Below are 13,134 nucleotides of genomic sequence, written 5' to 3' on the forward strand. Positions count from 1 at the left end.
GCATCAGTTTTATGGTGTGACTATAGGCCAGTTATCGGTTCTGAATGGAATCAATGGCAATCCATCTTTATTAAAAACATTGCCAATCGAAGTGTCATGAAAAGCATAACGCAGTGCTACAGGATGTTTAACAGAATCACTCCAGGCGATTATTTTATTATCCTTTAAAGTTGCCATGGCTGCGTAAAATATGCTGTCTTTACCTGCAATTTCTATATCGTTAACTTTCTCTCCTTTAATAACCATTCCTGCTGATGCATTGGCAATGGTTATTAAAGCCTTGTTCTTTTCAAAACTGACGTGCGTATAAACGGGACTTTTATATGCATGTATTTTGTGTCCGTAGGTTTCGGCCAATGCCCAATTGGCAAGTCTCCAACCTACATCATGCTTATTTTCAGGATGCACGTTATTGACATCTGTAACCAGATCGGTTGTAGCTACCATACCAGTATTGGGATGAGACATACTTTGCAATTGTGCTTCACGCAAAAGTGCGCCACTATTTACCTTTTTGTAGCTGAAAGGAGCGATCTGAACATAATAAAATGGGAAGTCCTTTTGCCATGCCTTCCGCCAAGCATCTATCAGCGTAATAAATAACTTGCTGTAGGTATTGGCAGTTTCCGTATTATTTTCTCCCTGATACCAAATTGCACCGGCAATTGAATAATTCGTTATCGGTGCAATCATCGCGTTATAGGCATAACCCGGATGATATGGAACCATCCCACTTGGCTGTATCCGGGAGGCAGCTGACTTTAAAGCAGTATCTGCATTTACTAGGCTATCCGGCGTCCATACTTCCGCAGCAGATCCTCCCCAGCTTGCCCCGATCAACCCAATTGGGGTACCGAGCTTTTCATTTAATTTTTTGCCAAAGAAATATCCAACAGCACTAAATGTCTTCAAAGCGCTACTGTCGCATACTTCCCAGCTTCCTTCTACATCATCCTGAGGATATCTTGCCGATTTTTTAGGTATACAAAAGAACCGTATATTCTTATTATAGGCCTGTGGTAGTTCTTCTTTGATATCTTTTAATCCCCAGTTGCCACACATTTCCATATTGCTCTGACCGGAACAAACCCATACCTCACCTATTAGTATGTTAGTAAGTGTAATCAGGTTCTTTCCTTTAAAACCAATCGTGTAAGGCCCCCCAGCACCTGAACCAGGCACAGTAATTTGCCACTTTGCGTCCCTGTCCCCAACAACCTGATAAGATTTTTGATTCCATGATGTGGTGATCGAAATTTTTTCATTAGGATCTGCCCAGCCCCACAGTTTAACATCCATTTTTTGTTGCAACAACATATTATTACCTATAATTGCAGGCAAACGGATATTACCAAAAGAGGAAAAACCAGAGAAGATCATTACACAGGCTAATAATGACAGGATCTTTGTTCGTTTTGAGGTAAATTTATTTTTCATTGAGAATCTTATGATAACGATTAACCCTAAGTTCAGCCTGGGCTTTATGTCCGGCAAACCCCTCCAGTTCGCATAATCTCATGGCATACTCACCTATTAACACACTTGCCTGTGGCGTACATCGTTGATAGGTGCAGTTTTTTAAGAACTTACCAACCCATAATCCTCCGGTATATCTGGCTGCCCTTCCGGTGGGGAGTGTATGATTTGTTCCAATCACCTTGTCGCCATAAGCAACATTGGTTTCCGGCCCTAGAAATAGTGCTCCGTAATTGGTCATATGATCAAGAAAATATTGTGGATTATGGGTAAGTACCTCCACGTGTTCATAGGCCAAAGCATCCGCTTCAAGAACAGCCTCTTGCTCATCCGAAACCAAAATAATAGTTCCATAGTCTTTCCATGCGGCACCTGCAATATCTGCAGTAGGTAGAATAGTGAGCTGACGTTCTATTTCAACTAATGTTTCTTTAGCCAGTTTTTCGGAAGTTGTAATTAATGCCGCTGGCGAGGTCGGGCCATGCTCTGCCTGCCCCAAGAGATCACAAGCCACCATTTCTGCATCCGCTGTTTCATCAGCAATCACTAGTATTTCGGTAGGACCAGCAAACAAGTCTATTCCTACACGACCAAACAGTTGTTTTTTAGCTTCGGCAACATAAGCATTTCCAGGCCCCACAATAAGATCAACTGGCTTTATAGAATTTGTTCCAATTGCCATCGCGCATAAGGCCTGTACACCACCCAGAATATAAATTTCATCCGCACCCGCAAAATGCATGGCACATACTGTGGCTTCGGGTATTTTGTTATTAATCGGTGGCGTAAAAGCAATGATACGTTGCACCCCTGCAACCTTGGCCGTAATAATGCTCATATGCGCTGAAGCTACCATTGGATACCGCCCTCCCGGAATATAGCAGCCAACGCTATTTACAGGAATATTCTTATGCCCTAAAAAAACACCCGGCAATGTCTCCACTTCGATATCCGTAAATGACGCCCTTTGTTGTTCTGCAAAAAACCTTATTTGTTTTTGTGCAAAAAGAATATCCTCAATAACATGATCAGGAGTATGATCAAGAATTTCCTGAATTTGATTGGTGGTAAGCCTAAAAGATTCAGGCACCCAGTTGTCAAATGACGCAGAATATTCCCTAACAGCCTTATCTCCATTTAGCACAACGTCCTTAATTATTCTTTCTACTGTTTTTCTAACTCGTGAATCTGCTTCATTAATTTCATCTTCACTCTTTCCCTTTTTTATGTACCTGGCCATTTATTATGATTATAATTTTTTATTGATTTCTAATTTCCCCAAAGCTTGGGGTCGTTTCCCTTGTTTTTACGCCATTCGTTGCGCCACTTGTGAATTTCTGCCGGTCCTATCATTGGCATAGGTTTTCTGGCCGCTGCATCAGGTATTTCTGGAACTGCAACTGCCTTATCCTGGTACCAATAAGCCACACTAGCAAGATCAAGGGTAAGCACATTCATGCTACCGTGTTCTATGGTGAACTTCATTGATTTATCAAAGTAGATCGGATCAACAATGTTAAATCGGTATATATGAGTTTTTCCAAGAAAACCGATATCATCATTAACCTTTGGATAACCAAAATAAGGAGTTGAATAAGGTACCTTTGGAGCACCCCAGGAAGTATTGAAGTAATCTTCCGTACCGGTGCCAATTAAAGAAGGATGTTCATCGCCATCAATAAATATCATATCATCACCCTCTCCGTACCAATATGGCGTAGGTGAGTGAACATAGTAGTTCACACCCACAAAATGCCCTTTACCTTTTATATCGGCAATAACGTAATTATCCTTACCGGTTTTATTTGGAATTCCCGGCCCGAACATCCAGTGTTCATTTTCTACGCTATCGGCAGGACCAGTGAGTTCTGTATTGTAGCAGGCATGAAATCTTCCGGCATTAGAGGGAAGGCTTTTCATTTCCACATAGTCTACATAGAAGTACAGCGATCTGATGTCTTTCCCCGACTGATTCTCGATCTCAATTCTTGCACCTTTTGAAAAAGGCATGGCAAAATAACTAACCAAACCATTCCCATTTGTTGGCGTTGCTGCCAATACTGCGGAGGTGAAAAGGTAAGATTCATTCCATCCCTGCCCGAAAAAAGGGCCTATCGGAGATTCGACAGAGGGACGATCATTTCCATCCCAATACATTTTTATAATCACATCATTACGGCTTAACACGTTCGGTTCAGGCCCCATAGTGATCCAGATATGGTTGATCATTCCAGTTCCTTTAACATCAAAAATAATACGCTTTTCCCCGCTTTTTATGTTTTGCAGATTATCGTGATTGTCGCCACTCGAGTCATAACTACTCACCCGTTTGGTTTTTATACCCTGCTGAATAAGCGATAATGCAGACAAGTCATTATTGAAAGTCTGCGCCATGGTGTTGGCAGAAAACAGAAGAAGTACTTGCAGGAAATACATTTTAAATTTCATCTCAGAATAGCTTTAAGTATTATTTATCTGCTTCTTTCATCATTTTTTGTATGGTTGGTTTTGCAACGTCATTGATTTTCGAAGTTGCAGTTACCTCCCAGAAACTTTCCTTTTGCTCAATCTGGGCTTGAGTGGTAACAATCCAACTTTGGATCCAGCCGGTTAAAGTGCACCAGGCTCCCCAGCCCGCGTCCGAATTAGATGCCCAATAATCCCAGCGCCCATAGTCAAAACCTCTTAGCCAAGCACCATCCAGGTCAGGATGTACTTTACTTTGTACCTKAATACGGGTTAAAAAGTCTGAAAGCTTTTCGGTAGCAGCCTTATATTTGGTATTGCCAGTAGCAGCCGCAGCCTCATTAAGGCTAAAAAGCGCAAAATTACAGGTATACAACATACAAGATACCTTTTCACCATTCCTGAATATGAGTGAGCCTTCATCAGTCCCATAATCTTCATTTTTATTTAAGGCCTTAAACATCCCTTTTCCCTTTCCAAGTTCTTCGCTGATCGCTCCGCTTTCATCCTGATATTTCAGAATTTCGTTTATCATTTTATCCAGCCATTGCCTGTGCTCCTCTGTATTTTCTATTCTTACAAGCCAGGCAAGCGGAAGTATCATTCTGGCTCTCTGAGTTTGCATACTACTCCCCCAAAGCCATTTTTCAGGATAGGCATCCATCGTAATTTTGATGGCTTTTTTAGTCCGCTCAAGTAATGGTGCGTAAGCAGTTTTGTTATATAACCATAAGTAACAGGCCCACATCCATGATTCAAAATGTGGCGATATGTTGACCACATCCCTATTCCAGTAATATGGCCATCCATTTTTGATAATATCAGCTTCCTCAAGGCGATCAACTCTAAACCCCTTTATACCTGTAGTTCTGAAATTACCCATAATGGCCTCCGTCAACTCTTTATCCCATTTATCTGTTTTTAAGTAAGATGAGGCAGCAATCATTCCCAGAATTGCACGGGAATTGTCGTCACCATAAAAAGTACCGGCATTGGTAGTCGCCCAGCCAATCAATCCATAGGCAGCGCTTGCAGGATCATTTTTTGGTCCCTGACGCAGGTTTGAATTTTTAAAAACATATTCCATCAGATTTGCCGACTTATCCTTGTAATCCTGATTATTGAAAAGCTTCCCTGCAGCAGCTAAAGTCATCGCGACCTCTCCCTGTACATCTGCCCGCATCCAATAACGATATCCCTGATCCCCCTTATAAGAAATCGTCGAGATGTGTCCCTCCAAAACACCCAATTTCCCATCACCATTAATTCTCGACTGACTTATGGGAGGACCTGTAGGCTTTGTACCGTCACTTCCATATTTTGACACATCTGACGACCAACTTTTATCCGGAAAAAATCTTCCCTTGTAGAACCAGTCTGCACCTTTTTTAACGCTGTTTAACCGTGCCCCCGCAGATAAAATCTCCCTTCTTTCAAACATTGGTTTAACATCCTGATGCCAATATTTTATAGTGACGTCCGAATGGGAAGTTAAATGTGAAATAATGAATTTCAACACACTCTGTATTGCATCCGTGGGACCATAGCGCCCCCTTTCAAAATTACTCAGCCCAGTCATACTTATCATGATATTGTTATTATGTTTAAAAAGCAGTGGATATGCTTTTGTATTTTCCAGACCATATTCAGCTTTATCAAAACCAACCACCTTTGCCAATACAATTAAGGGATCCTTAGCCTGCACTGGTAATACGTGGCAATTATGAATACCCACTAAACTCATATTTTTTAGAGGAGCAGCAAACACATCTTTGGTAATAACGCCCCTTTCCAGGTTAGTTTCCAATGCTTCAGAAGGAATATTTAGACCGGGGAAAGAGGTCGGATACTCTACATAGAGTTTTAGTCCTTTTTGCATTGCTTCACTTAAAATTTTAGCGGTAATGCGGTTGGCGGGATCTATCTGCGGGTAGTTATCTGCGACAATAAGCACCCCTGACCCTCTGGAAGCCGCTTTGACAGCAGCACCAGGTGTACTAAATCTTTTAAGGATATACCCCTCTCTTTTCAGCAGCAGATATAGATCGTTCTTTATATTCCCGTAAAAGAAGAGGTTGCTGCTTTTCGTTAAGCCTTTACTTTGGAAATTGATGATCAGCATCACTGTCAGAAATAAACAGGCGGGTTTAAAAATTTTCTTTAGTTTCATTTGAGTGGTTTTTTATTTTTGGGATGAAAGAAAATGCATGCTCAATTAGTATAAAGTTCTTTTAGCAGCTGCAGCGCTTCTGCTATTAATATATTCTCTGCACCGGCTTCTAAAAATGACCATTTACCTGGCCCAACTTCATATCCACCTTGCTGTAAGGCCAACGCAGTAGGGATATAGCCTATGTTATTTTCTGCGTACGCCACTATTATAGTCTGGTTAAAAGGTGAATTTTGTTCGATTTCGTAGGCGATTTGGGTAAAAGGCTCTCCTGGCAAGAATAAAATGGCCACTAAGCCGAGCCTTATAGCGCTTAATCTTGCCATTGCATCATTTCCGTTGGTCATGTTACTTCCGGGTCTAATAGAGAATTTCCTGGCACGATTAAAAAAAGCGAAAGGCAGGCTAGCTATCATTTCGGAATCACTATTTTCTACAACTTTAGCAATTGCTCTTCCATGTTTCACAGCATAATCCGGACCACAGGAAACTGTAGGCGGATTGATATCTCCGGCAGCGCCATTTAAAAATAGCGCAATACCATTCTCCTCTGATTCTTCCAAGGCAAAGCATAATTCTCCTGGAAACTCGGCTGATAGATGTGGCATACACATTTCATGGACAGGATGACAAACCGCATGTACTAGTGTGGCAATTACATTGTTCAATTCATCTTTGAAACGGATACTGTGAATTCTTCTGTCTACGGGTTCTCTTTCTAATAATTCAGGAGCAATAGGCTGGATAGAATCTGACATGATAACGCCACCCGGGGTAGGAATGCGTCGCTGCATACTATATCCAGCCAGGGTATCTAAGCCAATAAATACCCTGCATGGCTTTAGCAATGATATAGCCTTATCTATTGCTCCTTTAATTTTGTGTTGTACATTCCTTAACCAATCCTTGTAAATATCCGTTAGGTACAAATCAGACAAGGCAACAGATTCCGGCGCATTGTGGGTGTGGGTACAAGTCAGGATCACCCTGTCCGCAGAAATAGCACTGGCTATTTCACTTTTAAAATTATCCCATCCGCCAACGGAAGTATCATTTAGCGCAAGAAGATCAAGGCAAACTACAGCAATCATTTCTCCGCTATTTTTCACGACCAGTACTCTTGCATATAAAGGTGTTCTTATTGATGCAAAAGGCTCGTAAGTTCCATTTACGGAAGAAGTAAGTAATCCTACCTCAAGTGGTGGAGTAATATCAGCAACGGTAGCGCCCGCAAATAACAGCTCTTTACTCATCATACTTATTTTTGCTTTTTTACCCAGTTCAAAGCCTGCTGCCAAAAGGCATCGTAACCTTCCCATAATTCGAAATTAATGCCCCAGTGAGGAGCTGGATCTGACATATAAGTAAATAGGCGGCCTTTTCCATATTCTCCTGCCACTACCAGAGGGTGACCGGTTTCCTTAACCCTTACCAATATTTCTGCATCTGGTTTGGCAGACACCTCATTGTATCCAAAAATCGGAGGAAATTTATCCCACGGCAAACCTTTTACGGCGGGATGCTCAGGATTAACAACTTCAGCAGTAAACCCGGCAGAGGATTCTACCAGATCTTCAACCAACAGACAGTCGACTGGCAAAACGCTATTAAGTAAGCTCCTTCCCCATCCTGATTTGGCCTGTACACCGCTAAAGGATAGCCATCCTCCCAGCATCATCAAGCCACCGCCATTATACACCCATTCTTTGATGATGTTTAAGCGATCGGGAAAGGTTACAATTTTATTTTCACGGCGGGAACGATCAAAGAAGCTCGGATAAAGGTGAAAACATTTGGCTTCCACATCACTGATAACCAGGCATTCAGAGTGTTTTAAATATTCCTCTAATTTTCCGGGTTCTAAACGATATAATTCCCAATTGGCTAAACTTGTAACTTCTGTTATATGTTCAAGTGCCTCTACCATACGTTCACCATAGAAATGCAGGTCGGCATCTTTTGTTTCGGTACCAAAAGGTGTTTCAATAAACATCGGTCCGACGTGAAAAACCCAGTCACCAAGGTATAATACGTGTTTCCCGTCTGCGGGAAGTGCTGTCTTTACTTTCATAGCATTATTTTATTTATGTGTTTTGATTAATATGTTGAGGATCATCTTCCAAACGTGCCGAAAGAAAATCCAGGTAAGCCGATGATGTTTTTTTGAAGGCAATAAATAGAATAACAGCGCCGATCAGCTCAGCCATTGCCCAGTTATAGCGACCAAACCAAGCTTCGGTAAGACCTGAAATCAGCAGGCAGGTTGCTGCAAATCCAATAACAGCGATACCTATCCCTCTGAATATTGGCTGCAATTCCGGCTTCTTCAATAATACATTTTTGTTCAGTTTCCGGAAAGGCTTCCAAAAACCAAGCGGTTTAGCTCTTTGGTAAAAATTATTTAGTAATTGATCCGGATCAGGTTTAGTTAACAGTGCAACGGCGATCCATAATAGGGTTGTTAGCCCCATCACCAATATGGTTTGCCAGTACCATGGCAGGATCAATTTCTGTGCTGAAGAAAAGCCTGACCACAACAATAATTTTGGCCCAAGCACTACAATGCAAAAGATACCTGCTCCGCCAAAAGATGCAGCAACGCGCGCAGGACCATTAAACCGCCACCACCACCATTGCGCCCAGTTTGCCGGTAGTTCAGCGGCACTCAACTGCAGCATAACTATAGCCACATCGGTAATAATGGTAACATTAAATACAACTGCCATTGCGAGAGAAAGGATGATCAACATACCAATTTTACCAATTAACAGGTAGTGCTTTTCGCTGGCCGAACGCACAAACCACCGTCTATAGATATCACTCACTAATACCTGACTACCGAAATTCAAATTATCGCCAACTGTAGACATTGTTGCAGCMATCATAGCTGCAACCAACAAACCCATGGCGCCTACAGGTAACATATCCTTCATTAACCGACCATACACAAGTTCTCTGTCTGCCCCAGATGCTCTTAACTCAGGATACAGAACCGCTGCTGAAATACTTGGTAAGGTAACGAGCAGCAACAGTACAAACATGCTAATTGCAGTGACCACATACATTGTTAGGGCTTCTGCTGGAGTTCTCGTTGAAAGAATACGCTGTCCTTCCATTGCTCCACCCATTGGTGCAGCATCCCCGCCATAGCCAATGCTCTGACCAAATAACCAGGCCATGCCTGCAGCAATTGGAAACACATCATGATTTAATGGGGGCACCATCTGTAATATTTCGGGATGTGTGGTACCAAAAGCCTGGTTCAATGTAGCCGTCATTGCCTGAGGGCCACCAAAATGGTTTAAAGTAAGCCAGGCAAGCGTAATTGTACCGACAAAGAAGATCACCATTTGAATCAGATTGGACATGACTACCCCTTTGTACCCTGAAAAGAAAACAAAAAGAAAGGAGATCGGTACAACCAGATACATGGTTTCCTCTTTGGTTATACCGAATGCTGGCCCCATGATCTTATAAGCGGCCAACAAGGTGATGCCGGTCCACGCCGGCATAGCAATTAACGAGGTTCTTATTGCGATCCACAAACGCATAGCAGCGGCAGGTTTTGCAGGAAACCGCAGGTCATAAAACTCTAATGAAGTAAAGAGGTTTAATCTTCTCCAGAATACGGCAAAAAGCACCCCCCCAAGGAACAAGGCTAAACCAAAACGGCTCAAATACCACCACGAAATAAACGAACCTGTTACAATTGCCAATCCACCATATCCAGTGGCTGCATCAGGGCTGACTAATGCGGCAGTATAAGATATTCCATTTAACCATCCTGGTATTTTGCGACCGCCAAGGAAAAAATTCTCCAGATTAGCAGAGGAAAACCGTCTGTGCCAAAGAGAAAGCGCAAACATTAAAATTAAGTAACTAATAACGATCCAGATATCCGGTTGGTTCCAATTCATACTATTTATTGTTTTTAATTCCTTTCAATCGTTGTTCAAGGGGTGCAAGCGCAGGTAAATTGCTCTGAGGGCTATCAAGATAAAAATACGCAGTGGCGGAGTAATTATCTACCCTATAAAAATTAACCCATTCATCGGCAGGAAACTTATCATCATTGATATCTGGAAATCCCGTTTCTTCCATCAGTTTGACCATTCCTTTCTGGGTCATTACCGATATTGGTTTTACTTTACCGCCTGCTTTTGCAATACCCCTGATGAGGTCCCGGCCACCCCCGCCCATTTGCTGAATGGTAACCTTGCAATCAGCATTGAAATAAACAGGATCAGGAATGTGATATCGATAAAATGCATATTGTTGTTTTTCCTTATCCACTATTGGTGCACCTTGATACAGCTGTGAAAAAGGACCAAGGTTCCAGGCAGACCCTATGTAATCTTCTGTGCCGGTACCAACAAGAGTAGGATGCTGATTGTCTCCGTCCAGATATGCTTTTACCTCTCCTTCTCCAAACCAGGTAGTTCCATAAACATTATCGGTAATCACACTGATATTGGTTCCCAAAAAACGTCCCTCACCTTTGACACGTGGTAATATTTCAAAATCTTCAGCCAATCCTGCCGCAGCGCTGTTGCTCCAGTAAGCATGGAAATAAGCAATTTTTTTAGCGTGCTTTTTAAGTTTGGTAAAATTCACATCATAAAACAAAAGTTGCTTTTGTCTGCCCTCATTAACCAGTACGATTCGGGCATGTTTGGTAAACGGCATTGGCACATAACTGTTAAAAGACCTACCTTCCGGGCTGCTGAATAAAGCGCTTTGAAAAGTAGTCATCCTTCCTAAACCAATACCAAAGAAGTCTCCCAGGGGTACAGAAACGGCAGGCTTATCGGCATTATCCCAATACATTTCAAGTTTTATCGACCTGAGGGCTTCCGGATTTCTATCTATAATGGTCATCCAGATCCGGTTTATGATACCACATCCGTTATAATCCATTAGCATGATCTTTTCACCCGGGCCTACCCAGACACTGGCACGCCCTTTTGCACCTTTATTTTCCAAAGCGCCTCTACCCTTTTCGGCAGATGGATTTTCCAGGCTAACCCAACGGGTTTCTTTACCCACAGGTAAATCGTACAATTCCTGAGCACCTAAATCTGCTGAAACAAAGCAGCATCCGATAAGTATAAGTCCTTTGAAAATTAATCTGTTCATAAACAATTTTTAAGAAAATTAACTGGGTTTTACCAACCCGGATTTTGAGTCAGTTTTATATTTTTTTGAATTTCGTATTGAGGTATTGGCCACAAATAATGTCTATCTGTAAACACCCTGGCTTCGACAACAGTTCTTTTATAAAATGCATCGCTTGACATGTTATAATCCAATCCATTCACATCTATGCCATATACATTTTTGCTATCGATGGCTTCAGCAGTCTTCCATCTATGGGTATCAAAATATCGATTTGTTTCAAAAGCCAGCTCTATACGCCGTTCGTGCCATATTTTTTCCCTCATTTCATCCTTTGATAATCCTGATGGTAAATTTGGGAGACCAGAACGGTTTCTAATCAGATTAACATATTTGTATACATCAGCTATCGGGCCATCAGATTCATTAAGTGCTTCGGCATAATTTAAATATTGCTCTCCTAACCGAAATAATATCCAGGTTTTTCTAGGACCGGTATTCCCGTTCCTTTTGTAGCTCGGATGACCAAACTTTTTCATCAGGTATCCAGTTTMACTGTAATTACCTGCATTATTAGTAGCCCTTCCGTCCGGAGCACCTTTCCAAAACTTTAACGGATCGTTTAGTGGACTCCTTTGATCCGGTTTATATTTTTGGCCGGTAAACATGATGCTGGCGTAAAACCGGGGCTCCCTGTTTACATACATATTGCGGGTACCTACAACATAATTTGGATTATCGGTAGCTGTATTACCTGTTTCTACATAACCTGATGCAGGATTGATTATCGGGGTCATATCAGCATTGTATCCCAGGATAGGACGCTCACCATTGGCCATCTCATAATCGTCAACAATATTTTGTGTTGGCGCGTTCAATGTGAAACCTGTTCCCGGCATTCCTCTGGGCTCACTATAAACATCCAGATCCAGGTATCCCCCCATCGTTCTTACCCAAATGACCTCGTCATTCCAATTGACATAAAACAACTCCTGATAATTAAGAATAGGATCGTTTGTAGCAGATTTGTACAGTTTATGACCTGCAGCTTCTGCCTGATCTATGCAGGCCTTAGCTGCAGTCGCAGCAGTTTTCCATCTCTCAGCAGCGAAATCCGGAAACAATCTGACACCATCTTGTTTCAAATCAGCATAATCTGCGTTTCCATTCCATAATGGACTAGCCATGAATAGTAAAGCACGTGCTTTTAATGCCAATGCAGTAATTTTAGTGGGTCTGCCAAACTGACTATCGTCACTTGCTGGGACACGAACATTTAACATTTCTGCTGCCTTATTACACTCGTTTACAATAAAATCAACACATTTATCTATAGGTTGTCTTGTTTCCGCTAAAAAGTCGCCATTTATAGGAATTGATTTATCAATAATAGGTATAGGCCCATACATCCTGATCAATAGAAAATGATAATAGGCCCTTAAAAAGATAGCCTCCCCTTTCCATTTGTTGATTTTATCCTGGGTCACCAGTTCTGTTAATGGAAGCTTATCGATATTTTCAATAAAGATATTTGCCTTTCTGATGCCTTGATAACTGTTTGACCAACCATCCTGAACATTGGTAGCATTGTCTATGCTCCATGTCCCATCATTCATTCTGTTACAATAAGAAGGCTCGTGCCCTTGCTCCATCTCATCGGCAGCACCGGTAAAGGTGTTGGTCATCGAAACTCCATTTCCATTATCAGGAAATACAAATTCTCTTGGTAAATGGGAATATGTATTTGTTAAAAATTGTTCAGCGAAAACAGGATTGGAAAAAACCTGGTCAATATTGATGTCCCCATCCGGAGTCTTATTCAAAAAGTCTTTCTTACATGAAGGAGCTGTAAGAAGCAGGACGGTGATAAAAAATAATATTATAGTTGCTTTCATGATATCTAACTT

9 protein-coding genes are annotated in these 13,134 nt (G+C 41.7%); all 9 read right to left on the reverse strand.

The annotated features are described in order from the left end of the window. Positions 1-9 precede the first annotated feature (9 nt). Genes AC1DDK_RS00045 through AC1DDK_RS00085 form a run of 9 tightly spaced genes read right to left on the reverse strand, consistent with a single transcriptional unit; the run spans position 10 to position 13,122 of the window. A complete protein-coding gene (locus AC1DDK_RS00045) occupies positions 10-1,437 on the reverse strand; it encodes a sialate O-acetylesterase (protein WP_337715030.1) in 1,428 nt (475 codons plus the stop codon). Continuing rightward, positions 1,427-2,716 carry a histidinol dehydrogenase gene (gene hisD, locus AC1DDK_RS00050; RefSeq protein WP_288880287.1) on the reverse strand — a complete coding sequence of 430 codons (1,290 nt, stop codon included), beginning with the start codon at positions 2,714-2,716 and terminating at the stop codon, positions 1,427-1,429. The genes AC1DDK_RS00045 and hisD overlap by 11 nt, the downstream gene beginning before the upstream one ends. A gap of 29 nt (positions 2,717-2,745) precedes the next feature. Next, positions 2,746-3,924 (reverse strand): glycoside hydrolase family 172 protein, encoded by a 1,179-nt coding sequence (locus AC1DDK_RS00055; RefSeq protein WP_288880289.1) that lies wholly within the window; start codon positions 3,922-3,924, stop codon positions 2,746-2,748. Positions 3,925-3,943: 19 nt separating this feature from the next. Beyond that, positions 3,944-6,112, reverse strand: coding sequence for a hypothetical protein (locus AC1DDK_RS00060; RefSeq protein ID WP_477633725.1), 2,169 nt, complete (start codon positions 6,110-6,112; stop codon positions 3,944-3,946). Positions 6,113-6,153: 41 nt separating this feature from the next. Beyond that, the gene (locus AC1DDK_RS00065; RefSeq protein ID WP_288880292.1) at positions 6,154-7,431 is read right to left on the reverse strand and encodes a hypothetical protein; all 1,278 of its coding nucleotides are present in this window, start codon (positions 7,429-7,431) and stop codon (positions 6,154-6,156) included. Then, positions 7,371-8,183 carry a glutamine amidotransferase gene (locus AC1DDK_RS00070; RefSeq protein WP_288880295.1) on the reverse strand — a complete coding sequence of 271 codons (813 nt, stop codon included), beginning with the start codon at positions 8,181-8,183 and terminating at the stop codon, positions 7,371-7,373. Before AC1DDK_RS00070 ends, AC1DDK_RS00065 begins: the two co-directional genes overlap by 61 nt. Positions 8,184-8,196: 13 nt before the next feature. Continuing rightward, positions 8,197-10,029, reverse strand: coding sequence for a sodium:solute symporter family transporter (locus AC1DDK_RS00075; RefSeq protein ID WP_477633726.1), 1,833 nt, complete (start codon positions 10,027-10,029; stop codon positions 8,197-8,199). Position 10,030: 1 nt separating this feature from the next. Next, positions 10,031-11,248, reverse strand: coding sequence for a glycoside hydrolase family 172 protein (locus AC1DDK_RS00080; protein WP_288880300.1), 1,218 nt, complete (start codon positions 11,246-11,248; stop codon positions 10,031-10,033). A gap of 29 nt (positions 11,249-11,277) precedes the next feature. After that, positions 11,278-13,122, reverse strand: coding sequence for a RagB/SusD family nutrient uptake outer membrane protein (locus AC1DDK_RS00085; RefSeq protein WP_477633727.1), 1,845 nt, complete (start codon positions 13,120-13,122; stop codon positions 11,278-11,280). Between the last annotated feature and the right edge of the window lie 12 nt (positions 13,123-13,134).

This window comes from Pedobacter sp. 05T44, assembly GCF_056395985.1.

What these genes read in the sequence shown, in the direction of transcription:
- AC1DDK_RS00055 (WP_288880289.1), bottom strand. Translation starts at nt 3,924, where the DNA reads ATGAAATTTAAAATGTATTTCCTGCAAGTACTTCTTCTGTTTTCTGCC.
- AC1DDK_RS00070 (WP_288880295.1), bottom strand. Translation starts at nt 8,183, where the DNA reads ATGAAAGTAAAGACAGCACTTCCCGCAGACGGGAAACACGTATTATAC.
- hisD (WP_288880287.1), bottom strand. Translation starts at nt 2,716, where the DNA reads ATGGCCAGGTACATAAAAAAGGGAAAGAGTGAAGATGAAATTAATGAA.
- AC1DDK_RS00045 (WP_337715030.1), bottom strand. Translation starts at nt 1,437, where the DNA reads ATGAAAAATAAATTTACCTCAAAACGAACAAAGATCCTGTCATTATTA.
- AC1DDK_RS00080 (WP_288880300.1), bottom strand. Translation starts at nt 11,248, where the DNA reads ATGAACAGATTAATTTTCAAAGGACTTATACTTATCGGATGCTGCTTT.
- AC1DDK_RS00065 (WP_288880292.1), bottom strand. Translation starts at nt 7,431, where the DNA reads ATGGGAAGGTTACGATGCCTTTTGGCAGCAGGCTTTGAACTGGGTAAA.